The organism is Microbispora sp. KK1-11, from assembly GCF_006874435.1.
GTDB classification, from domain to species: domain Bacteria; phylum Actinomycetota; class Actinomycetes; order Streptosporangiales; family Streptosporangiaceae; genus Microbispora; species Microbispora catharanthi.
This window is the reverse complement of record NZ_VIRJ01000007.1, coordinates 219,082-241,191: the sequence shown is the minus strand read 5'-3', so window position 1 is coordinate 241,191 and position 22,110 is coordinate 219,082. Positions and strand designations below refer to the sequence as shown.

At 71.8% G+C, this 22,110-nt stretch carries 18 protein-coding genes; 17 read left to right on the top strand and 1 reads right to left on the bottom strand.

All coding sequences use genetic code 11. From position 1 onward, the window contains the following. Nucleotides 1-60 precede the first annotated feature (60 nt). The 4 genes from FLW16_RS13605 (at nucleotide 61) to FLW16_RS13590 (ending at nucleotide 5,382) form a co-directional block, all read left to right on the top strand. Nucleotides 61-1,542, top strand: a complete 1,482-nt coding sequence (locus tag FLW16_RS13605; RefSeq protein ID WP_260615236.1) for a glycosyltransferase family 39 protein — start codon at nucleotides 61-63, stop codon at nucleotides 1,540-1,542. A gap of 87 nt (nucleotides 1,543-1,629) precedes the next feature. Continuing rightward, the gene (locus tag FLW16_RS13600; RefSeq protein ID WP_185949403.1) at nucleotides 1,630-2,487 is read left to right on the top strand and encodes a polysaccharide deacetylase family protein; all 858 of its coding nucleotides are present in this window, start codon (nucleotides 1,630-1,632) and stop codon (nucleotides 2,485-2,487) included. Nucleotides 2,488-2,608: 121 nt separating this feature from the next. Further along, nucleotides 2,609-3,724: a family 2 glycosyl transferase gene (locus tag FLW16_RS13595; protein ID WP_260615235.1), complete on the top strand. Its 1,116-nt coding sequence runs from the start codon at nucleotides 2,609-2,611 to the stop codon at nucleotides 3,722-3,724. Beyond that, a complete protein-coding gene (locus FLW16_RS13590) occupies nucleotides 3,721-5,382 on the top strand; it encodes a glycosyltransferase family 2 protein (protein WP_142560354.1) in 1,662 nt (553 codons plus the stop codon). The genes FLW16_RS13595 and FLW16_RS13590 overlap by 4 nt, the downstream gene beginning before the upstream one ends. Nucleotides 5,383-5,438: 56 nt before the next feature. Here FLW16_RS13590 and FLW16_RS13585 read toward each other — a convergent pair whose 3' ends face one another. Continuing rightward, entirely contained in the window at nucleotides 5,439-6,962 is a 1,524-nt protein-coding gene (locus FLW16_RS13585; protein WP_260615234.1) for a glycosyltransferase family 2 protein, read from the bottom strand. Nucleotides 6,963-7,149: 187 nt separating this feature from the next. Between FLW16_RS13585 and thrC the strand changes: the two genes are divergently transcribed. The 13 genes from thrC to FLW16_RS13520 all read left to right on the top strand — a co-directional run bounded on the left by thrC (nucleotide 7,150) and on the right by FLW16_RS13520 (nucleotide 22,008). Continuing rightward, a complete protein-coding gene (thrC, locus tag FLW16_RS13580; RefSeq protein ID WP_142560353.1) occupies nucleotides 7,150-8,208 on the top strand; it encodes a threonine synthase in 1,059 nt (352 codons plus the stop codon). A 43-nt stretch (nucleotides 8,209-8,251) separates the two neighbouring features. Then, nucleotides 8,252-9,178, top strand: a complete 927-nt coding sequence (gene thrB, locus FLW16_RS13575) for a homoserine kinase (RefSeq protein ID WP_142560352.1) — start codon at nucleotides 8,252-8,254, stop codon at nucleotides 9,176-9,178. Between the two features lie 413 nt (nucleotides 9,179-9,591). Beyond that, entirely contained in the window at nucleotides 9,592-11,580 is a 1,989-nt protein-coding gene (gene rho, locus FLW16_RS13570; protein ID WP_142560351.1) for a transcription termination factor Rho, read from the top strand. Between the two features lie 254 nt (nucleotides 11,581-11,834). Beyond that, nucleotides 11,835-12,053 carry a 50S ribosomal protein L31 gene (gene rpmE, locus FLW16_RS13565; protein ID WP_142560350.1) on the top strand — a complete coding sequence of 73 codons (219 nt, stop codon included), beginning with the start codon at nucleotides 11,835-11,837 and terminating at the stop codon, nucleotides 12,051-12,053. A 107-nt stretch (nucleotides 12,054-12,160) separates the two neighbouring features. Continuing rightward, on the top strand, nucleotides 12,161-13,207 hold the full coding sequence (gene prfA, locus FLW16_RS13560) for a peptide chain release factor 1 (RefSeq protein ID WP_221891051.1): 1,047 nt from the start codon (nucleotides 12,161-12,163) through the stop codon (nucleotides 13,205-13,207). Nucleotides 13,208-13,351: 144 nt separating this feature from the next. Beyond that, nucleotides 13,352-14,206 (top strand): peptide chain release factor N(5)-glutamine methyltransferase, encoded by an 855-nt coding sequence (gene prmC / locus FLW16_RS13555; RefSeq protein WP_142560349.1) that lies wholly within the window; start codon nucleotides 13,352-13,354, stop codon nucleotides 14,204-14,206. A gap of 66 nt (nucleotides 14,207-14,272) precedes the next feature. Continuing rightward, nucleotides 14,273-14,920 carry an L-threonylcarbamoyladenylate synthase gene (locus FLW16_RS13550; RefSeq protein WP_142560348.1) on the top strand — a complete coding sequence of 216 codons (648 nt, stop codon included), beginning with the start codon at nucleotides 14,273-14,275 and terminating at the stop codon, nucleotides 14,918-14,920. 144 nt (nucleotides 14,921-15,064) lie between these two features. Further along, nucleotides 15,065-17,713, top strand: a complete 2,649-nt coding sequence (locus FLW16_RS43640) for a hypothetical protein (protein WP_185949402.1) — start codon at nucleotides 15,065-15,067, stop codon at nucleotides 17,711-17,713. 218 nt (nucleotides 17,714-17,931) lie between these two features. Continuing rightward, complete coding sequence (locus FLW16_RS13540) at nucleotides 17,932-18,321, top strand: hypothetical protein (RefSeq protein ID WP_139575869.1); 390 nt, start codon at nucleotides 17,932-17,934, stop codon at nucleotides 18,319-18,321. Nucleotides 18,322-18,423: 102 nt separating this feature from the next. Beyond that, nucleotides 18,424-19,686: a serine hydroxymethyltransferase gene (gene glyA, locus FLW16_RS13535; RefSeq protein WP_142560347.1), complete on the top strand. Its 1,263-nt coding sequence runs from the start codon at nucleotides 18,424-18,426 to the stop codon at nucleotides 19,684-19,686. Between the two features lie 63 nt (nucleotides 19,687-19,749). Next, on the top strand, nucleotides 19,750-21,162 hold the full coding sequence (locus FLW16_RS13530) for an MraY family glycosyltransferase (protein WP_260615232.1): 1,413 nt from the start codon (nucleotides 19,750-19,752) through the stop codon (nucleotides 21,160-21,162). Between the two features lie 145 nt (nucleotides 21,163-21,307). Beyond that, nucleotides 21,308-21,730 (top strand): hypothetical protein, encoded by a 423-nt coding sequence (locus FLW16_RS13525; protein WP_142560346.1) that lies wholly within the window; start codon nucleotides 21,308-21,310, stop codon nucleotides 21,728-21,730. A 62-nt stretch (nucleotides 21,731-21,792) separates the two neighbouring features. Then, nucleotides 21,793-22,008 carry a hypothetical protein gene (locus FLW16_RS13520; protein ID WP_079320510.1) on the top strand — a complete coding sequence of 72 codons (216 nt, stop codon included), beginning with the start codon at nucleotides 21,793-21,795 and terminating at the stop codon, nucleotides 22,006-22,008. Nucleotides 22,009-22,110 lie beyond the last annotated feature (102 nt).

The window sequence follows — 22,110 nt, the reverse complement described above, 5'->3', positions numbered from 1 at the left end:
CGTCCGTGCGTGTTCGATGTCCTTGACGCGGCCGAAATGATCAGTTCTGTGGGGGGAAGCGTGGTTACGGGCGAGGCGGTCCGGACGTCCGGCCAGAGGACGGATGCGGGAGCGCGCGACTGGCCCCGCTGGACCCCGCTGCTCGCGGGCCTGCTGACCACCTGCGTCGCCATCTCCGGCACCACGGCGTCGCTGTCGGGCGACGAGGTGGCGACCTACAGCGCCGCGGTGGCCCGGCCACTGAGCGGGCTGTGGGGACTCGTCCAGCAGATCGACGGCCACTTCCTGCCCTACTACCTGCTCATCCATGTCTGGTCGTGGCTGGGGGAGGCCGAATGGTGGCTGCGCCTGCCCTCGGCCCTCGCGGCCGGTGTGGCGGCGGGCTTCCTGGCCGACCTCGGCCGCCGGCTGGCCGGTCCCCGGGCGGGCGTGCTGGCCGCGGCGCTGTTCGCCGTACTGCCGTCGGTGTCCTACCACGGCGCGAACGCCCGGCCCTACGCGTTCGCGGCGGCGGCGGCCGTCGTCTCGGCCTGGGCGCTGCACCGGGTGGCCGAGGCGCCCACAGGCTCCCGCGTCCGCTGGTACGCGGCGTCGGTGGCGCTGCTCGGCTGCACGCATCTGTTCTCGGTCCTGGTGCTCCCGGCCCAGTTCCTGGCCGCCCTGCTCGTCCTGCCCCGCCGTACGTTCCTGACCCGGATCGTCCCCGCGATGGCAGTGGGGTGCGTCCCCCTCGCGATCCTCGCCCTGGTGGGCTGGGGCGAGCGGCACGCGATCAGCTGGATCCAGCCGCACGGGCCCGACGTGCTGCTGAAGTTCCCCAAGCACGCGGCGGGCTCCGATTTCGCCGGGCCGCCGCTGTTCGCCCTCGCGGTCGTGGGGGTGGTGATCCTGCTGCGCAGATCGATCCCCTGGGGCGTCCTCGCCGGCGGCTGGCTCGTCCTCCCGCCCGTGCTGCTGCTCGTGATCGACGCGCTGGTGACCCCGGCGTACGTGGACCGCTACGTGTTCGTCGCGGCGCCCGCCCTGGCCCTGGCGGGAGGCGTGGCCCTGGCCGCGGTCCGCCTGGCCCCCGTCCCCTTCGCACTGGTCAGTGCGCCCGTCGTCCTGGCCGTCGCGCTGCTGGGGCTGCCCGCGCAGGCCGACTACCGGCAGCGCAACGGCCACTACGACGACTTCCCCGGCGCGGTCGGCGTGATCCGGGCGCGGGAGCGCCCCGGCGACGCCATCGTGTACGGCCAGAGCCGGCTGCGCACCGGATTCGTCTACTACGGCCGCGAGGGCCTCCCCGAGGACGTGCTTGTCAGGGGGCAGGGCCCGGCCTTCGAGTACGCGGAGCGGGACGACCTCGCCGCGGCCCTGGCGGGACGCCGCCGGGTCTGGGTGGTCTGGCGGGGGACGAAGCAGGCCGGGCTGACGGGGAAGAAGATCCCCAAGGTGGCCGCCGTGCGCGCGGCCGGATATCGCCTCTCGACGGCCTGGCATTCCGCGGAGTTGCCGGGCCTGACCGTCGCACTGTTCGAGCGCGTGCGCGGCAAGGGCTGAGAATTGTGGACCGTTTCATCACGGTTGGACATCACGCGCAAGAGTAATTGCCAATTGTGAGTAAAGTTTCTCTCCATGCGACTTACGGTGAAGAGACTTCTGCCGGCCTGTCTCCTAACCGCGGCGTCGATCGCGGGACTCCAGCATCCGGCCGCGGCGACGGCCGGCTCGGCCGTCCTCGGGCAGGCGGCGGCCCCCGCGCATGTGGCTCGACAGAAGGCGCGGGCGGCGACGGTGCCGACCGTGGTCCTCACCTTCGACGACGGCACGGCCGACCACCTCGCCGTCGCCAGAATGCTGAGCAGGCGCGGTCTCAAGGGCACCTTCTACGTCAACAGCGGCCGCCTCGGCAAGCGCGGCTTCCTGAGCGTCGCCGCGCTGCGGGCCATCGCGAAGGAGGGCCACGAGATCGGCGGCCACACCCTTCGGCATCCGCACCTGCCGGAGATGTTCGACGCGGCGCAGCAGACGGAGATCTGCGACGACAGGCGGGCGCTGCTGAAGATGGGCTTCGCCGTGCGGTCGTTCGCCTATCCGTTCGGTGCCTTGGACGAGTCGAGCAAGCGGATCGCGATGGGCTGCGGCTACAACAGCGCGCGCGACATCAACGGCCTGTACCGGCCGGACAGCTGCAGCGCCTGCCCCGTCACCGAGACGATCCCGCCCGCGGACCTCGCCGCCGTACGCGCGACGAGCCAGACGCGTCTGCCGCGTACGGCCCGCACGCTGCGTGAGTTCGTCACCCGCGCCCAGCGGGAGAGCGACCCCGGCATGGTGACCTTCGTGTTCCACGAGATCAAGGACGACCCGCGGGACAAGTACGCCACGGCGCCCAAGGAGTTCGCCGCCTTCATCGACTGGGTGGCCCAGCAGCGGAAGGCCAAGAAGATCGACGTGAGGACGCTGGGCGACCTCGTCGGCGGGGGTGTGTCGCCCGTTCCGTGATCCCGGCTGCCGCGCCAGGTCACAGCGAGTCGTCAGCTTGACCGCAAGGGTCACAGGGATTCACAAGGTTCGGCTGATAAGAGTTCACCAGCCTGTAAAACGGACGCGCGGGAGGGACACCGTGACGGTGACGACCGGCATCTGCTCGCCGTACGGCTTCACGCGCAGTCCCACCGAGGAGACCGCGACGCTGTCCTGGAACGACGGCCGGTGGACGATGGGAGGCCGGCCGTTGGCCGTCCCCCCGGAGGCCGCCGACGTCGCCGCCCTCCGGCCGCTGCGCGGGCTTCGGGTGGACTGGCCGGAGGAGCCCGCCGCCGAGGCGCTGGACGCGGTCGGCAGCCTGGCCGCCGCGGGGGTGCCGCTCACCTTCCACGATCCGCCGAGGTGGGTGCGTGAGGCCGATCCCGTGCTCGCCGGCCTGGCCGCGGCCTGGACCCCCGAGGCCGACGACGGCAGGCCCGACTCGGTCGCCGACCTGCGCAGGGAAGAGCACAGCGTGCGCCTGCGCAGGCACGCGCTGCGGGCCAGGGGCGTCGGCACCGGCCTCGCCCCGGTGACCGTCGTCATGGCCACGCGGCGGCCCCACTACGTGGGCCACGCGCTGCGGCAGCTCGCCCGCCAGCGCGGCGTCGGCCTGGAGGCGGTCGTCGCCCTGCACGGGTTCCCGGCAGCGCGGGTGCGCGAGGCGGTCGGGGAGTTCCCCCACCCGATAACGGTGATCGAGGCCGAGCCGGCCGCGCCGCTCGGGACGGTGCTCAACATGGCGGCGGCACGGGCGTCCACCGGCATCGTCGCCAAATGGGACGACGACGACTGGTACGGCCCCGAGCACCTGGCCGACCTGCTGCTGGCCATGGCCTATTCCGGGGCGGAGCTGGTCGGGACCGCGCCGGAGTTCTTCTACCTCCAGCCCCTCCACACGACGATCCGCCGCGTCGACTACAGCAGCGAGGCGTGGGCCGACCACGTCGCGGGCGGCACGATCCTGCTCGGCCGCGACATCTTCGAGCAGGCCGGCGGATTCGGGCCGCGGGAGCGCGGGGAGGACGCGCACCTCCTGCGCGCGGTCGAGGCGGCCGGGGGCCGTGTCTACCGCACCCACGGCCTGGGCTACGTCCTGCGGCGATCGGTCGGCGCCGACCACACCTGGAACCTTCCTCTTGCCCACTTCCTGCGAGTCGCCGCGAACCAGTGGCGCGGCTTTCGCCCGAGTGTGATTTTGGAAGCACCATGACGCCACGCATCAGGGGAAACGACTACACCGTCCTGCGGCCGCCCGCCCTCGGGTCGTCGTGGACGCCCCGCCTGCGGGTCAGCGTGGTGATCCCCGCCTACGCCGACCAGGTCAAGCTCGATCTCACGCTCGCCGGGCTGGCCAAGCAGACGTACCCGGCCGACCTTCTCGAAGTGATCGTGGTCGACAACGGCAGCGAGCCGCCGCTGCGCCTTCCGGAGATCCGGCCCCGCGACACGCGGCTGCTGGTCTGCGCCGCGCCGGGCCGGGCCAGGGCGCGCAACACCGGGCTGGCCGCCGCGACGGGCGACGTCATCCACTGGATGGACTCCGACGTCGTGCCCGAACCGGAGGAGGTGGAGGCGCACATGCGCTGGCACCACCTCGCGCCCTATCTGTCGGTCACCTCCTACCTGCGCTTCACCACCGTCCCGCTGCCCTGCCCCGCGGACGTCGCGGGAGCCGACGACCTGGCGAAGCTCTTCGAGCCGGCGGAGCCGCACTCCTGGATCGAGGACCTGGTGCAGCGGTCGGACGGGCTGCTCCGCTCGCCGCGGCCGTTCAGCATCCACATCGGCGGCGCGTCGTCGGTCTCCGCCCGGCTGTTCGAGCGGGCCGGGCCGATGGACCCCGAGATGATCCTCGGCCAGGACACCGAGATGGGCTACCGGCTCGCGCAGGCGGGCGCGGTCTTCATCCCCGACCCGCAGGCCAGGGCCTACCACCTCGGCCCGTCCATGCGCATGCGCGACAGTGCGCCGATCAGCCGGGTCAGCCACGCCCTGGTCACCGACCGGGTCCCCGGCTACCGATGGCTGCGCACCCACCCCTCCCGGCAGTGGAAGGTGCCGCAGGTGGAGGTCCTCGTGGACGCCACCGCGGGCTCGTACGACGACGTCAGGGCCACCGTGGACGGCGTGCTGGCCGGCACGGTGACCGACCTCGCCGTGGTGCTGACCGGTCCGTGGGACGAGCTCGCGCCCGAGCAGCGCGCGCCGCTCAAGGACCCGCGCCTCGACCTCGTGCTGCTGCGGGCCCACTACACCCACGAGGGCCGGGTGCGGCTGGCCACGGCGGCGTCCGACACCCACTCGCCGTACCGCCTGCGCATCCCGCCCGGCTGGGTGCCGGAGGAGGACAGCCTCGGACGGCTGCTCGACGTGCTGCGCGGGCGGGAACGCGGACTGGTGAGCGTGCTCCTGGCCGAGGACGCCGAAGGCGTCACCGCCGCCCGCCTGGAACGCACCGAGGCGTTCTCCCGCGCCGCCCTCGTCGCGGAGGAGGGCGAGGACCTCGACGACGCCGTTGACGAGATGTTCGGCGCGTACTGGGTCGACGGCGAGACCTTCGGCTTCCGGGCCGCCGCGGAGGCTCCGGCCTATGTGAATCCGCGCACCGCCTATCGCACGCGGGTGCAGGCGCAGGCCGAGGTCGAGCGGCTGACCAAGGAGGTCGAGCGGCTGCGCGGACAGGTGACCAGGTGGCGCGACGAGGCGGCGCGGTGGCGCAAGTCCGCCGTCGAGTTCCGCCGGGAGATCGGCACCCTGCGGCGGCAGGTCTCGGCGCTGCGCGGGCAGATCTCGGCGCTGCACCGCGACCGGGGCCTGCGTGGCATCGCCCGGGGTATCGGCCGGCCCTTCACGTTCAAGAAGACCTGACCGCCCCGGCCCCGCCGACGTGGGTCGCGAAGCCGGAGGGCCGGTCACCCGACGGGTCAGGAGCGGCGGAACAGGCCGCGGCGGCGCGCCGACGTGGCCTCCGGTTGGGGGGCCTGTGCCGCGGCCGGTTTCGGTGCGGTCTGCGGCGCGGCGGGCGCGGCCGGTTTCGCCGGCGTCTTGGGAAGCTCCTCGAACTCGCTCGCCGCGGCGTGCCGCACGCCGTGGGTCTGGGCGATCACGCCGGCCGGGTCCTCGCCCGGCGTGGCGAGCCTGCGGGCGCGCGCGACGGCCTCGGTCCGCTCCAGGGTGGCCGTGCCCCCACCGGGCAGATCCAGGACCAGCAGGCCGATCCGCTCCTCGAGCATCGCCTTGACCGCCCGCTCCAGCAGCGCCGGAGCCGGCGGGGCGTCGACGGGCGCCGTGTAGCGGAAGGGGACGGGCGCGGCGGTCGGCGCCGCCCGCTCCGCGAACCGCACCCGCGCGTCGTGCCCGAACGCCGCCCTGACCAGGGCGAGGTCGAACGCCCCGGTCCCCGGCGCCCACCTGCGTCCGCCTTCGAGCGACGACCAGGGGCCGGCCAGCGTCACCACGACGTCGGTGAGCGTGCCGCGCAGCACCGCGTCGACCGCCGCGACGATCCGCCGCTCGTCCGCCCCGGCCACGTCGAAGACGACCTCGACGTACGGCACGAGCCAGCGCCGGCCGGGCTCCTTGCGCAGGTCGCGGCGGAGCGGGACCCGATGCGCCAGGTGGGCCTCGACGAGCCGGACGATCGACTTGCCGTGTTCACCGCGCTGGGCCGGCAGGCCGAGATGCACGGCGCGGGCCTCCATGTCGGGGACGAACACCGCCCCCGCCTGGGCGAGCCGGTAGGCGAACTCGGTGTCCTGGCCGCGCACCACCTCGGGATCGAAGCCCCGGACCTCGTCGAGCAGGGCCCGCCGCAGGGAGACCGTCGGACCGGTGCACACCTGGTAGGGATTCTTGCTGGCCCGCAGGCCGTCGAGGCGGCGGATGGTCTCCTCGGTCGAGCTGGACACCAGCGCCGACGGGTCGAACAGGTCCTCGGGCGAGCCGTGCCGTACGGCCTCGTGGACCTGCCCGGGGGTGAGGGCCGGCTCCTCGGCGAACCTCTTGCCGCCGATGGTGACGAGGTAGTCGGTGAGGTGATGCCAGCGGAACAGCGCCTCCAGGTGCTCTCGCGAGATCACCATGTCGGCGTCGAGACGCTGCACGATCTCGCCCTCGGCCGCCGCGATGCCGGCGTTCATCGCGTGCCCTGCGCCCCATCCGCCGGGCGGGACGACCACGACGCGGGTGTTGTCGGGCCGCAGATCGGGCAGGCGCAGCGGAGGGTCGCTGCGGTCGTCCACCACGATCACCTCGGTGAGGTGCGCGGGATAGGTCTGCGCGGCCAGCGCGGCCAGCGTCAGGTCGAGGCGGTGCTGCCCGCCGTGCGCGGGGATGACGACACTCGCGCTGAGCGTGGGCGTCCAGCCGCCGATGGGTGGCGGCGTGAGCGGAGAGTAGTCGTTGTGGCGAATCCTCGGCCGGGGCTCCACGCCCGTCAGGTGGGCCAATCCTCGTCCTCTACAGCGATGGTCAAAGGGCTGCTCCACACTAGCGAAACCCACAGACGGTTCCCTAAGGTGACGCCCAATATGTCCATTTGGTGGACAACGGAGTCCGCACGTCAAACGGTTGGCCGTAGACTCGGTGACCGATACCCCTGGTGACACGCGCGTGCGCGCGTGGGAGGAGCGACCAATGTTCAGGGCTTGGCGTGGCCTGATCGAGGAGTACCGCGACCGTCTGCCGGTCTCCACGACGACGCCCGTGGTGACCCTGCTCGAGGGCGGCACGCCGCTCGTCCCGGCCAGGCGGGTGTCCCAGATCACGGGCTGTGACGTCCATCTGAAGGTCGAGGGCCTCAACCCGACCGGCAGCTTCAAAGACCGCGGCATGACCCTGGCGATCAGCAAGGCCGTGGAGGAGGGCGCCCAGGCGGTCATCTGCGCGTCCACCGGCAACACCAGCGCCTCGGCCGCCGCCTACGCCGTACGGGCCGGGCTGACCTGCGCCGTCCTCGTGCCGCGCGGGAAGATCGCTATGGGCAAGCTCGCCCAGGCCCTGGTGCACGGCGCCAGGCTGCTCCAGGTCGAGGGCTCGTTCGACGACTGCCTGGAGATGACCAGGAAGCTCGCGGAGACCTACCCGATCGCGCTGGTCAACTCCGTCAACCCGCACCGCCTGCAGGGCCAGAAGACGGCGGCCTTCGAGATCGTCGACGCGCTCGGCGACGCGCCCGACGTCCACTGCATCCCGGTCGGCAACGCCGGCAACATCTCGGCCTACTGGATGGGCTACAAGGAGTACGCCGACGACGGCGTGGCCACCAAGCGGCCGCGCATGCTGGGATTCCAGGCGAGCGGCGCGGCGCCGCTGGTCGGCGGCAGCCCCGTGACCCACCCGCAGACGATCGCAACGGCGATCAGGATCGGCAACCCCGCCTCGTGGCGGCTCGCCGAGGCCGCGCGCGACGAGTCCGGCGGCGACATCCAGGCCGTGACCGACCGCCAGATCGCCGCGGCGTACAAGCTGCTCGCGCAGGAGGAGGGCGTGTTCGTCGAGCTCGCCTCCGCCGCGAGCGTCGCCGGCCTGCTCCAGGCGCACGAGCAGGGCCTGCTCACGCCGGGGCAGCGGGTCGTGTGCACCGTGACCGGCAACGGCCTGAAGGACCCCGACTGGGCCATCTCCGGCGCTCCGGCGCCCGTGACGATCCCGATCGACGCCTACGCCGCCGCGGCCGCGCTGGGACTCGCCTGACCGGCCCTCTCATTCCCGCCCATCAAAGGGTTCAGGTGACGAATTGACGGATAGTCACGGCGTCGTCGTCCGCGTGCCGGCGACGAGCGCCAACCTCGGCCCCGGCTTCGACAGCCTCGGCCTCGCGCTCGATCTGTACGACGAGGTGGAGGCCGAGATCTCCGGCTCGCCCGGCGTGCGGATCGCCGTCGAGGGCCAGGGCGCCGGTGAGCTGGACGAGGGCGAGGGCCACCTCGTCGTCAGGACGATGCGCGCGACGTTCGACCGCATGGGGGTCGCCCAGCCGGACGGCATCGCGCTGCGCTGCCGCAACCGCATTCCGCACGCGCGGGGGCTCGGCTCGTCGTCGGCGGCGATCTGCGCCGGCATCCTCGCGGCCCGCGCCCTCGCGCGCGGGCGAGGCGCGGGGGATCTGCCGGACGCCGAGGTGTTCGCGCTGGCCACGGAGCTGGAGGGGCATCCCGACAACGTGGCGCCGTGCCTTGCGGGCGGTCTCACCATCGCCTGGACCGACCAGTCGGGGGCGGCGAGTATGGTGAAACTGACTCCGCACGAGGACGTCCGGCCGGTGGTTGTGATCCCGGATTTCCGGTTGTCCACCGAGGAGGCTCGGGGGCTGCTGCCGAAGGACGTACCGCATTCGGACGCGGCGGCCAACGCGGGGCGGGCGGCTCTGCTCGTCGCGGCGCTCACGCAGAGACCGGAACCGGATCTCCTGCTCGCCGCCACCGAGGACCGCCTGCACCAGAGGTACCGCGCTCCCGCGATGCCCCGCACCGCCGAACTGGTGCGACGGCTCCGCGAGGCCGGGGTGCCCGCCGTCGTCTCGGGAGCCGGTCCGACGGTTCTCGCGTTGACGACACGGGATACCAAGGATTTGATCGCGCCAGAAGTGGGTACTGACTGGCACATCCAGCCAATGAACGTCGACCCGCTTGGTGCGTACGTTCGGTTTCCCGAGACACGCTGATGCTTCTTCGACCTTCAGGGAATAGCTGTGCGCGCTGGTGATGTTAGGCTGATAGCCGCACCAGGTGCCCCCGTGTTGGGTGCGTGCTTGTCATTCGCACATCGCTGCACTTCGCCTCGCGTCCTTCGACGCGGGCAGGGCGATTTCCCCGAAACCGTTTCCTCCAGTCGGCACACCCTCGGGTGGCGTGGCCGGAGGCGGCGTTCTCGGAGACATGCGCGTTCGAACCACCAAGACATCTGGTCGGTGGCGGCAATCCGGGGGATCGCCCCCGGGCACCTACCGCTCGCGAATCCCGAGGGTCACCGACACATGAGATTCGCGAAGCCCGACCCGGTCTGTCCCGCCGGGTCGCATCACCGGGACGCCTGGACGCACGATTCTGGCGCCCGACCCCTGGGAAGGACCCTTAGTTGAGCGACACCACCGAACTCCTCTCCGACGGCCAGGCCGCCGGCGACACCCCCACTTCCGCCCCGGCCCGTCCGCGACGTCGCTCCGGCACCGGCCTGGCCGGCATGGTGCTCCCCGAGCTTCAGGCCCTGGCGACCAGCCTCGGCATCACGGGGACCGGACGGATGCGCAAGAGCCAGCTCATCGCGGCCATCCAGGAGAAGCAGGGCGGACCGGGAGAGGCCGCGGCCGAGCCGAAGGCCGCCGCCGAAGCGCCCGCCGTCGCCGAGCGCCCCGCCCGTGGCCGCCGGGAACGTTCCCGCGCCGCCGCGGCGCCCGCACCCGAGGCCGCGCCCGCCGTCGAGCCCGTCGTCGCGGCTCGTGAGGAGCGTCCCGTGGTCGAGGCCGCGCCGGCCGTGGCCGCCGAGGCCACGCAGAACGGCGTCGCCGCCGTCGCCGAGCCGCAGGCCGAGGCCGCGCAGTCCGAGACCCGCGCCGAGCGGCCCGAGCGCGGCGAGCGCCGCGAGCGCCGCACGCGGGGCGAGCGCGGCGAGCGGGGTCGCGAGCGCGACGGCCGCGGTGACCAGCGCGGTGACCAGCGCGCCGCCGACGCGGGAGACGGCGGCCAGGGCCGTCGTGACCAGCAGGGCCGCGGCGACAACCGCGGCGACAACCGCGCCGACGGTCGTGACGGCCGTGACGGCCGTGACGGCCGCTCCGACGGGCGCGGCGACAGCCGTACCGACAGCCGTTCCGACGGCAAGGGCGACCAGCAGGGCGAGGACGGCCGCGGGCGCCGTGGCCGCTTCCGCGAGCGCGGCCGCCGCGGGCGTGACCGCTTCGAGAGCAACGAGCCGGTCATCGGCGAGGACGACGTCCTGATCCCGATCGCCGGCATCCTGGACATCCTCGACAACTACGCCTTCGTGCGGACCAGCGGCTACCTGCCGGGCTCGAACGACGTCTACGTCTCGCTCGCCCAGATCCGCCGCAACGGCCTGCGCAAGGGCGACGTCATCACCGGCGCCGTGCGGCAGCCGAGGGACGGCGAGCGGCGCGAGAAGTTCAACGCCCTCGTCCGCCTCGACACCGTCAACGGGATGGACCCGGAGCAGGCCCGTCAGCGGCCCGACTTCAACAAGCTCACGCCGCTCTACCCGCAGGAGCGCCTGCGCCTGGAGACCGAGCCGAACGTCCTGACCACGCGGATCATCGACCTCGTCTCGCCGATCGGCAAGGGCCAGCGCGGCCTGATCGTGTCGCCGCCCAAGGCCGGCAAGACCATGGTGCTCCAGGCGATCGCCAACGCGATCACGCGCAACAACCCCGAGTGCCACCTGATGGTCGTCCTCGTGGACGAGCGTCCTGAAGAGGTCACCGACATGCAGCGGTCGGTCAAGGGCGAGGTCATCCACTCGACCTTCGACCGCCCGGCCGAGGACCACACCACCGTCGCCGAGCTCGCCATCGAGCGGGCCAAGCGCCTGGTGGAGCTGGGCCACGACGTCGTCGTCCTGCTCGACTCGATCACCCGTCTGGGGCGCGCGTACAACCTGGCGGCGCCCGCGAGCGGCCGCATCCTGTCCGGTGGTGTCGACTCGACCGCGCTCTACCCGCCGAAGCGGTTCTTCGGCGCCGCCCGCAACATCGAGAACGGCGGCTCGCTGACGATCCTCGCCACGGCGCTCGTCGAGACCGGCTCCAAGATGGACGAGGTCATCTTCGAGGAGTTCAAGGGCACTGGCAACATGGAGCTCAAGCTCAACCGGTCGCTCGCGGACAAGCGCATCTTCCCGGCGGTGGACGTGGACGCGTCCGGCACCCGCAAGGAGGAGATCCTCATGGCCAAGGAGGAGCTGTCCATCGTCTGGAAGCTCCGCCGCGTCCTCCACGCCCTCGACATGCAGCAGGCGCTGGAGCTCCTTCTCGAGAAGATGAAGGAGACCAAGTCCAACGCCGAGTTCCTGCTCCAGGTGCAGAAGACCACGGTCAGCAACGACCGCGACTGACGCCCTTCCGACCGACGCCCCGGACGGCCCCGCCGTCCGGGGCGTCGGCGTGATCCGCCGATCCGCCGCCCCGGCCGCCACGGTGGCCGGCCCCGGGAATAGCCCATGGCCTGGGATGGTTGGAGGATCTGGCACACTGGTAGCCGAACCGCAGCGGTACCGGTTCCCGCACCGCGCATCACAGGTGTGCTGATGCGCGCAGGCCGTGACAGACGGAGCGACCCGGCGACCGCGCCTAGCGTTAGGACTGAGACATGAAGCCCGACATCCACCCGGAGTACGTGGTCACGCAGGTGACCTGCACCTGCGGGAACACCTTCACCACGCGTAGCACCGCCAAGAACGGTGCGATCCACGCCGACGTCTGCTCCGCCTGCCACCCCTTCTACACGGGCAAGCAGAAGATCCTCGACACCGGTGGCCGGGTGGCGCGCTTCGAGGCGCGCTTCGGCAAGAAGGCCCAGAGCAAGTAGCTCCTCCAGGACGCCGGCTCGGGGGCGCCCCTCTCTTGGGGCGTCTCCGGGTCGGCGTTCTTGGTGATTACGGCCTTTACCGAGGAGCTTGAGCAAAGGAGCGTGCGGTGAACCTCGACGAGATCATGAGTGAGTACGCGGATCTGGAACTGCGGCTCGCCGACCCCGCCGTGCACGCCGACCAGGGCAAGGCGCGGACGTATGGCAAGCGTTACGCGGAGCTCACGCCGATCGTCGCGACCTACCGGGAGCTCGAAGGCGTACGGCAGGACCTCACGGCCGCGCGCGAGCTGGCGGCGGAGGACCCGGCGTTCGCGGAGGAGGCGGCCGAGCTGGAGGGCCGCATCCCGGTGCTGGAGGAGAAGCTCACCCGTCTCCTGGTCCCGCGCGACCCCAACGACGACAAGGACGTCATCATGGAGATCAAGGCGGGCGAGGGCGGCCAGGAGTCGGCCCTGTTCGCCGGAGACCTCCTGCGGATGTACCTCAGGTACGCCGAGCGGATCGGCTACAAGACCGAGATCATCGACGCGCAGCACTCCGACCTCGGCGGCTACAAGGACGTCACCGTCGCGATCAAGGGCAGGGAAGGCGTCTGGTCGCGGCTCAAGTTCGAGGGCGGCGTGCACCGCGTCCAGCGGGTGCCGGTGACCGAGTCGCAGGGCCGCATCCACACCTCGGCGGCCGGAGTGCTCGTCTATCCCGAGGCCGAGGAGGTCGACGTCCAGATCGACCCCAACGACCTGCGCATCGACGTGTTCCGCTCCAGCGGCCCCGGCGGCCAGAGCGTCAACACGACCGACTCGGCCGTGCGGATCACCCACCTGCCGACCGGCGTCGTCGTCTCCTGCCAGAACGAGAAGAGCCAGCTCCAGAACAAGGAGTCGGCGCTGCGTATCCTGCGCGCCCGGCTGCTCGTGATGGCGCAGGAGGAGGCCGAGGCGGCCGCGATGGCCGAGCGCAAGTCGCAGGTGCGCACGGTCGACCGCTCCGAGCGCATCCGCACCTACAACTTCCCGGAGAACCGCATTTCGGATCACCGCGTGGGCTTCAAGGCCTACAACCTGGACCAAGTCCTGGACGGGGATCTCGACGCGGTGATACAGGCTTTGCTCGACGCCGAACTCGCGGAGAAGCTGGCCGCTCATTCGTGAGCCCGCGGCGAGCCTTATGAGGGGACGATGGGAGAAACGGTGATGGACGTGGGTCGTCGAACGACGATGGGCCGTCCCGGCGGCCCGTCTGCCCGTGATCGACGGTTCCCAGGCCACGCCGCGACGACCGTGCTCTAAGAGACCATGACCTTCCTGCTCGACGAAATCGCCCTCGCCACCGCCCGGCTCGCCGAGGCGGGAGTGCCGTCACCGCGAACGGACGCCGAGGAGATCGCGGCATTCGTACACGGCGTCCCGCGCGGCATGCTGCACACCATCAAGGACGCCGACTTCGACGCGCGGTTCTGGGAGGGCGTCGCCCGGCGCGAGGCACGGGAGCCGCTGCAGCACATCACCGGCCGGGCCTACTTCCGCTACCTCTCCCTTGAGGTGGGCCCGGGCGTGTTCGTGCCCAGGCCGGAGACCGAGGTCGTGGCCGGCTGGGCCATCGACCGGCTGCGTGAGATGGACGTCGCCTCTCCCGTCGTGGTCGACCTCGGCACGGGTTCCGGCGCCATCGCGCTGTCGATCACGCAGGAGGTCGCGCTGGCGCAGGTGCACGCCGTTGAGATCGACCCCGTGGCGTACGGCTGGGCCAAGCGCAACATCCTCGAACACGGCCAGGGGCGCACCACCCTGCATCCGGAGGATCTGGCCGACTGCCTGCCGGAACTGAACGGCCAGGTGGACCTGGTCATCTCCAATCCGCCGTACATCCCGCCTGGAGCGATCCCGCGCGACCCCGAGGTGCGCGACTACGATCCCTCGCGGGCCCTGTACGGGTCGGGGGAGGACGGGCTGGACGAGGTGAGAGCCGTCGAGCGCACGGCGCGGCGGCTGCTGCGGCCGGGCGGGTTCGCCGTGGTCGAGCACGCCGACCAGCAGGGCAACGCCGTCTATTGGCTGTTCGCCGAGGAGAACGGCTGGCGCGACGTGCGGTTGCGCCAGGACCTGACCGGCCGGGACAGGTTCGTCACGGCCCGGCTGACCCAGGACTGATCCGAACGGCCCGGTCGGTGGCCACGCGGCGGCGGAGCCGGGCGGGACACGTGGAAGGATGGCTTCGTGAGCCGACGGTTTGACTGTGCCGACCAGACGGAGCGGATGACCGGACTGGCCGAGGCGACCTCGGCGGTCCGGCGGGGCGAGCTCGTGGTGCTTCCCACCGACACCGTCTACGGGATCGGCGCCGACGCCTTCACCCCTTCCGCCGTCAACGCGCTGCTGGAGGCGAAGGGCCGGGGCAGGGACGTTCCCGTGCCCGTCCTCGTGGGCACCGTACGGGCCGCCAACGCCCTCGTGGAGAGCCTCGGGACGTACGGGCAGGACCTGGTGGACGCCTTCTGGCCGGGGCCGCTCACGCTCATCCTCAGGGCCAACCGGTCGCTGTCGTGGGACCTCGGCGACGCCAAGGGAACGGTCGCCGTCCGCATGCCGCTGCACCCGGTCGCGCTGGACCTCCTCAAGGAGACCGGCCCGATGGCGGTCTCCAGCGCCAACCGGGCCGGCAACCCGCCGGCCACCACGGTGGACGAGGCCGAGGAGCAGCTCGGCGAGTCGGTGGACGTCTACCTCGACGGCGGCCCCTGCGACGACAGCGTGCCGTCGACGATCGTCGACCTGACCACCGCCGTGCCCCGGGTGCTGCGCAAGGGTGCGATCCCCGTGGACAAGATCCGCGGCCTCGTGGGATACCTCGCGACCGAGGAGTGACCGCGATCCGGGCGTACGTCTCAAATGATGAGACGTCGTCAGTGCTCTGATCAGGGAGATCGATGCCGTCTGGCTATCGGGCTTCTTTACTGATGCCACCCCGGCTACCGTGAAGTGCGCCGATATCTCTGTGGAGGCGCGCCCATGGCCAAGCTCGACGGGATGGATCCGAAGCTCGTCCGTGAGTTGCTGTCGGAGGTTCAGCACGCGGCGAAGCAGATGGACGGCATCGAGGCCCGGGTCACCCAGTTGACGCGTACGGCCGGCGTCTCCGTGCACGTGACCCACCGGCCGTCGCAGGTCGCCGACGCGTGCACGACGATGGTCAAGGACGTCACGAACCGCGTGACCCTGCTGGAGAAGAAGGAGAAACAGCAGAGCACCGGCAAGGCCCCCACGGCCCACGGGGCCTCCTTCACGGAGGAGAGGGACACCACCGCCCCGGCGGACGATCCGGCACCGGAGTCCGGCGCGCAGGGCGACAAGGCCGACCACAAGGCCGACCACAAGGCCGAACACAAGGCCGACCACAAGGCCGACGCGAAGACGGACGAGCACAAGGCCGACGGCAAGTCCGACGCGAAGCCGGACGCCAAAGGCGACGGCAAGGCGGATGCGAAGCCGGATGCCAGGTCCGAGGGCAATGCGGCCCACCACAAGCAGGACGACAAGCAGGACGCCACCCGCACGTCGCCGCATGGTTCCGGAGATTCCGGCACGGCAGCGAAGGGCGAGACCTCCCACCGGGCGCACAGCGCCGCCGACGGAGCGGCCCGCGCGAACGGCGACGGCGGAGGCCGCGGCGTGGCCGAAGGGAAGCTCGCGGACAAGCCCTCCTACGGCACCGTCGAGGGTTCCCTCGCCCAGATGCCCTCATCGACACCCGGTCCGGCCCACCCCGCCGACACCACCGGTACGGCCACAGGCACAGGCACAGGCGCGAACACGGGGACGCCTCCGGCCCCCGGTGCGAGCGGCGACACCGGCGCGGGGACCGGCTCCGGTGTGGGCCAGGCGGTCGGCGACACCCAGGGCGTAGGCCAGGGCGTGGGGCAGGGTGCGAGCCATGGCATTGGTCAGGGTGTGGGCCAGGCGGTGGGCGACAGCCAGGGCGCGAGCCAGGGCGTGGGTCAGGGTGTGGGTCAGGACCAGCCTGCCGGACCGGGTCAGCCCGCCGGTGGCGATCAGATCGTGGGTCAGGATCAGGGCGCGAACCACGCGCAGCCCGTCGGCGACAGCCAGGGTGCCGCTCAGAGCCAGTCCGACGGCGGCCCGCATCAGCCCGTCGCCCAGGGGCAGGACCAGAGCCCGGGGCAGGGGACTTCGGTCGATTCGAAGGCGGCCGGGGAGCAACCCCCTACGGGCGGGAACGACTCGGCGATCTACGACACCCCCGGCAAGGATCACCCGGACGACATCGACCCCGCCGGTCGGCAGGTGACCGTCGTCGACGGTGTCAAGGTCGTCAGTACCCCGATGATCCAGCCTGGCGACCAGCAGGGCGTCCAGCCGAGCGGCATAACCGGCGTCGACGCGCAGACGGCGAGCGCCACCGGCGCGCACCCGGACGGGCCGCCCGGACTGGTGCCACCCGCCGAGCCGACCAACCCGGCGGCGAACCGGCCTCCGCAACCCGGCCTCGCACCCGGCGATCCCATGGGCGCCTACGTCGGCACGCCCGCGGACAACCTTTCCGGTGATCCGCTCGCGGGGAACAACCCGAACGCCGTGCAGGGGACTCCCGCCGGCCACGGCGCGGTGACGGCGAGCGCCGGCGGTCATGCGTACACGGGCGACACGGCCGCAAGCGGTACGGCGACCGGAACCTCGCATCCGGCGGACACTGCCGGTGCGAGCGGTACCAGTGGTGCGGCGCAGGCGGCCGGCACGGCACAACCGGCGGGTACGGCCACGGCAGCGACTGGAACCGCTCACCCGGCGGGCACGGCCGACGCGGCACCCGCGGCACCTGCGGGGACGAATGCGGCGAACGGCACGGCTCACGCGGCCGGGACGGCGGGCGCCACGGGCACGGCCGACGCGGCACCCGCGCCATCGGGCGCGACGGGCACGGTGACCGGCAACCTGCAGGCGGTGGACGCTTCCGGCGCCGGGCACGCGGCGGGTACGACCGGCACGGCGACCGGCAGCCTGCACGCGGTGGGGACGGCGGCCGGTGGCGGCCACGTGGCAGGGACGGTGGGGGCTGCGGGCACGACGGGTGCCGGTGGCGACGGCGCGACGGGCCACACCGGGACGACCGGTGTGAGCGACAGGCCCGACGGCGCGGCCGGTGCGAGCGGGCGAGCGTGCGACAACGATGCCGCGACGGGCGCGACGGGCGCGACCGGGGCGGCCGGGGGCGGCGCGGCGACGCACGGCTCCGGCGCGTACGGTGCGGGGACACATGGCCATGGCATGCACGGTGCCGGAACGCACGGTCATGGCACACACGGCGCGGGAGCGCACGGCTCAGGCACGTACAGCGCGGGGACCGACGGTGCGGCGGGGACGCCGGACACCGGCCAGGCTCCGGCTCCCGATGCCCGATCACTCGCCGCCGCGCAGCCCGGGGACGTGCTCGGCTACCCCGCTCACCACTCCGATGACGAGGCCGTCTCGCGCATGCCGGTGGACCACCATCGGGACATCGAGCCCGTGGACATGCCGGACGTCCGCGTTCCGGAAGGGGAGTGGGGCGAGGACGACTGGGTGGCCAGGAAGATCCAGCCCGACGGGCCCGCCGGCCGCGTCGAAGCCGTCGACGTCGTCATTCAGAAGCCGGAGAAGTGACGCGTGCGAGCGCCGTTCCCGCTCGGGCGGTATCGCCGCCAAGGCCCGCCTCACGAGGATCGCTTCCGTGCGACTCAGGCGGCCGGGCCGGACGACGGTGCGGGGCGAGGCGGCGACCGGATGAGCAGAGCCGGGCGGCGGCCCGCGGGGGCGCTCGGGGCAGGGCAGGCGACGACCAACGCCGGCGTGCTGGCCGGCTTCGCACAGGAGGCGTGATCGTGAGTTATGTCGACCCGCCGGCGCCGACTCCGCTGCAGCCGGGGGAGACCCCGCCGGCGCCGTCGAGCACCGACCTGCTCTCGCCCGGCGGGCAGCCGACGGGATGGGTGTTCAACCCGGAGTACCAGAAGCTCGTCGACCTGTGGCTGCAGGTGGTCCCGCTGATGGACCAGCTCACCAAGTCCCTGGACAAACCGTACGAGATGGCGCGGAGCAGGGACGTGTGGGACGCCCCGGTCGCCGAGCGGTACGTCCAGGACGTGGCCGAATGGCGCAACCGGCTCGGGATGTACCGTCAGGCGGTGCTGACGGCGATCAGCGACCAGGCGGCGGACACGCCGCGCTGGATTCCGGGCAAGGCCGGCGCGCCGCACGCCTTCACCTCCTGAGCGGCAACCGACAACCTCCTGAACAGCGACGACGCCCGCGCCACGGCCCGCGTGCGGTCTACTCTTGGAGCGAAGACCGCCACGGGATTGTGAGCCGGTTCCATGGACAGTTCGGAGCCGTTCTACGGGCCTGATTTCGCCCGGCTCGCCGCGCAGGACCCGGACATCGCCCAGGTGCTGCTCGACGAGGTCGCCCGGCTGCGCGGCGGGCTCCAGCTCATCGCCAGCGAGAACCTGTCCTCGCCCGCCGTCCTCGCCGCGCTCGGCTCGGTGCTCAACGGCAAGTACGCCGAGGGCTACCCGGGCCACAGGTACTACCGCGGCTGCGAGGTGGCCGACCGCGCCGAGCAGATCGCCGTAGAGCGGGCCAAGCGGTTGTTCGGGGCCGACCATGTCAACGTGCAGCCCTACAGCGGCACCACGGCAATCCTGGCGGCGTACGCGGCCCTTCTGCGGCCGGGGGACACCGTCCTGGCGCTCGCGCTGGAACACGGCGGCCACATCACCCACGGGTCCAAGGTCAACTTCTCCGGCAGATGGTTCCACGTCGTCTCCTACGGCGTGCGGCGGGACACCGAGACGATCGACTACGACGAGGTGAGGGACCTGGCGCTGCGCCATCGGCCCCGCGTGATCGTCTGCGGCGCCACGGCGTATCCCCGGCTGATCGACTTCGCCGCCTTCCGCGACATCGCCGACGAGGCCGGTGCCTGGTTGCTGGCGGACGTCGCCCACGAGATCGGCCTCATGGCCGGCCGGGCCATCCCGTCGGCCGTGCCGTACGCGGACGTCGTGACCTTCACGACCCACAAGTCGTTGCGCGGCCCGCGCGGGGGAGGCGTGCTGTGCACGGACGAACTGGCGGCGGGGATCGACCGGGCGGTGTTCCCCTTCAGCCAGGGCGGGCCGCTGATGCACGTCGTCGCGGCCAAGGCGGTGGCGTTCGGAGAGGCGCTGCGCCCCGAGTTCGGGGCCTACGCCGCGGCGGCGGTGGACAACGCGAGAACCCTGGCGGAGGGGCTGGCGGCCGAAGGGCTGCGTCCGGTGTCGGGCGGCACCGACACCCACCTCGCGCTGGTCGATCTGCGCGGCGCCGGGGTGAGCGGGGCGGAGGCGGAGCGGCGCTGCGCCGACGCCGGGATCCTGCTCAACCACAACGCGATCCCGTACGATCCGGCGCCCGCGACCGTGACCTCCGGGATCAGGGTCGGCACGCTCTGCGTGACCACCCAGGGCATGGGCGCGTCGGAAATGAGGGAGATCGCGTCTCTCGTCGTCCGGGCCATCCGGCAGCCGGGTGCGATAACGTCGGTCCTCGAACGGGTAAAGGGGCTGACCGCGACGCATCCGGCATATCCCCGTTAGGGATAGGGCGATCTATGTCTTTTGCCCGTCACAACCGATCCGCCTATCCAGGAAACTAGGTCCGTGCGCGAATATCTCCTCTTGGCGCTCGTGGCGGCCGCGGTGACGTACCTGCTGGTGCCGCCGGTCAGGGCGTTCGCGCTGCGCATCGGCGCGGCGCCCGAGGTGCGGGAGCGGGACGTGCACACGGTGCCCACCCCACGCCTGGGCGGGCTCGCGATGTTCGGCGGGATGGCGGCGGCGCTGCTGGTGGCGAGCAAGCTGCCGTACGTCGGCGGGGCGTTCGACAGCGGCCAGACGGGCCAGACGGTCATCGGGCTTCTCGCGGCCGGCGGCCTGATCGTCATCACCGGGTTCCTGGACGACTGGCTCGGCATGGACGCGCTCGTGAAGCTGGGCGGCCAGATCGCGGCGGGCGGACTGCTCGTCAACTTCGGCGTGTACCTGCAGTTCCTCCCGCTGCCGCAGTCGATGGGCGGCTCCCAGGCCCTCGACGACACCCTGCACACGATCCTCACCATCATGATCGTGGTCGTTGTGATCAACGCGGTGAACTTCGTCGACGGGCTGGACGGCCTGGCCGCGGGCATCGTCGGGATCGCGGCGATGGCGACCTTCGCCTACTCGATCGTGCTGCAGCAGACCGCGAGCGGTTCGCGGATCAACGGGACGGCCGCCATCGCGGCGATCCTGATCGGGATGTGCTTGGGCTTCCTGCCGCACAACTTCAACCCCGCCAAGATCTTCATGGGCGACACCGGCGCCATGCTGCTCGGCCTGCTGCTCGCCACCTCGCTGATCACGAGCCTGTCGTCGGTCGAGCCGGACGCGGTCGTCGGCAAGATCAACCGGTTCCCGGTGATGCTGCCGCTGGTGCTGCCGATCGCGGTCGTGGTCCTCCCTCTGGCCGACCTGATCATGGCGGTCGTCCGGCGGACATCGGCCGGGATGTCGCCCTTCGCACCCGACCGCGGTCACCTGCACCACCGGATGCTCGACATCGGCCACTCCCATCGGCGCAGCGTCCTGATCATGTACGCGTGGACGTTCCTGTTCGCCTTCGCGATCGTGGGCCTGTCGATCGGCCGCGTGCCGCTGATCGTGTTCCCCATGACGATCGTGCTCGCGGTGGCGGTGCTGGTGATCATGGGCCTGCCGCGGTGGCGGTCGCGCCGCGCCGCGACGCAGGACCCCAAGAGCGACCAGCGGATCGGAGCGCGTCCGGCCGGGAGCTGCTCGTCCGGCCCCGGCTCCGCCAGACGCGGGACGACGGAGCACGACACGCTCGTCTACCCCGTCGTCCCCCCGCCCGCCCCGCCCGTCACCCCCGGTCGGGCCGCTCCCGCCGCCTCCGGCCAGGCGGTCCCCGGAAGACTCCCGGCGCCGGGCCGGCATCCCTACCCCGGGCAGGGTGCTCCGGATTCCCCGGGCGTCCCTCCCACCACTTCCCGCGCCGACACCGGGACCTTCCTCTGAGCCGTCCCCGCAGGTCGGCGGCGACCCGAAACGCCAGGTAAAGGCGGCACTCCGGGGCTTGTGATAGCTTTCACTAGCAAGGGGCAAGGCCAACAACGCCCCAGCAGGTAGCAATCGCTCGTTTGACAACCGATTCTGGAGTCCCATGCAGGCCAACGACGTGCGCGTTCTCAAGGGCGCCGCCGTGCCGACCTTGATCGTCGGTCTCCTCGCCGCGCTCGTCGCGGTGTTCACGACCGGGGCCAAGGGTGCGTTGGGCGCCGGCATCGGTCTCGTCCTCGTCGCCGCCTTCTTCACCGTCGGCCTGGTCGTCGTCTCCTGGGCCGGCCGGGTCTCGCCCATGGCGATGATGGCGGCCGCCGTGCTGGGTTACGTCGTCAAGATCCTCGCGATCATGGCGATGATGAACGCCTTCTCCGGCACGACCGCGTTCGACTCCCGGGTGTTCGCGCTGAGCGTCATCGCGTGCACGCTCACGTGGACCATCGGTGAGATGCGCGGATTCATGAAACTGAAGATGCTTTATGTGGAGCCTGAGGCGAAGGTTCCCGGGCAGGGCCGCGGATGACCACGCGTACGGGGCAGCCCGATATGACTAGTCCGCATGGCTCCTGCTATCGTCGTGGCGCGATGAGCGAACAGGAGCGCAGGCCCGAGACCGACGGCCGCGACTTCGCCGACGCCGCCTGGTCGGTCCCGAGCTATCTGCTGTCCGGGATCCTGGTATGGGGCGGCCTCGGCTGGTTGCTGAGCTGGTGGACCGGCGTGCATGCGTTCATCCCCATAGGCGTCATTCTCGGGGTCGGGCTGGCTGCCTACCTCGTCTATCTGAAGTACGGCCGCTGACAGCCGGCCCGCTTCCCACGCTCTTCTGTTGATCCAATCGTTGAAGGGAACGCCCGTGCGCGAGCGTAGCGAACGGACGAACAAGCACATGCTTCGGGCATT

What these genes read in the sequence shown, in the direction of transcription:
- glyA (WP_142560347.1), top strand. Translation starts at nt 18,424, where the DNA reads ATGGACAGTTCGGAGCCGTTCTACGGGCCTGATTTCGCCCGGCTCGCC.
- FLW16_RS43640 (WP_185949402.1), top strand. Translation starts at nt 15,065, where the DNA reads ATGGCCAAGCTCGACGGGATGGATCCGAAGCTCGTCCGTGAGTTGCTG.
- prmC (WP_142560349.1), top strand. Translation starts at nt 13,352, where the DNA reads ATGACCTTCCTGCTCGACGAAATCGCCCTCGCCACCGCCCGGCTCGCC.
- FLW16_RS13525 (WP_142560346.1), top strand. Translation starts at nt 21,308, where the DNA reads ATGCAGGCCAACGACGTGCGCGTTCTCAAGGGCGCCGCCGTGCCGACC.
- rpmE (WP_142560350.1), top strand. Translation starts at nt 11,835, where the DNA reads ATGAAGCCCGACATCCACCCGGAGTACGTGGTCACGCAGGTGACCTGC.
- FLW16_RS13520 (WP_079320510.1), top strand. Translation starts at nt 21,793, where the DNA reads ATGAGCGAACAGGAGCGCAGGCCCGAGACCGACGGCCGCGACTTCGCC.
- thrC (WP_142560353.1), top strand. Translation starts at nt 7,150, where the DNA reads ATGTTCAGGGCTTGGCGTGGCCTGATCGAGGAGTACCGCGACCGTCTG.
- FLW16_RS13590 (WP_142560354.1), top strand. Translation starts at nt 3,721, where the DNA reads ATGACGCCACGCATCAGGGGAAACGACTACACCGTCCTGCGGCCGCCC.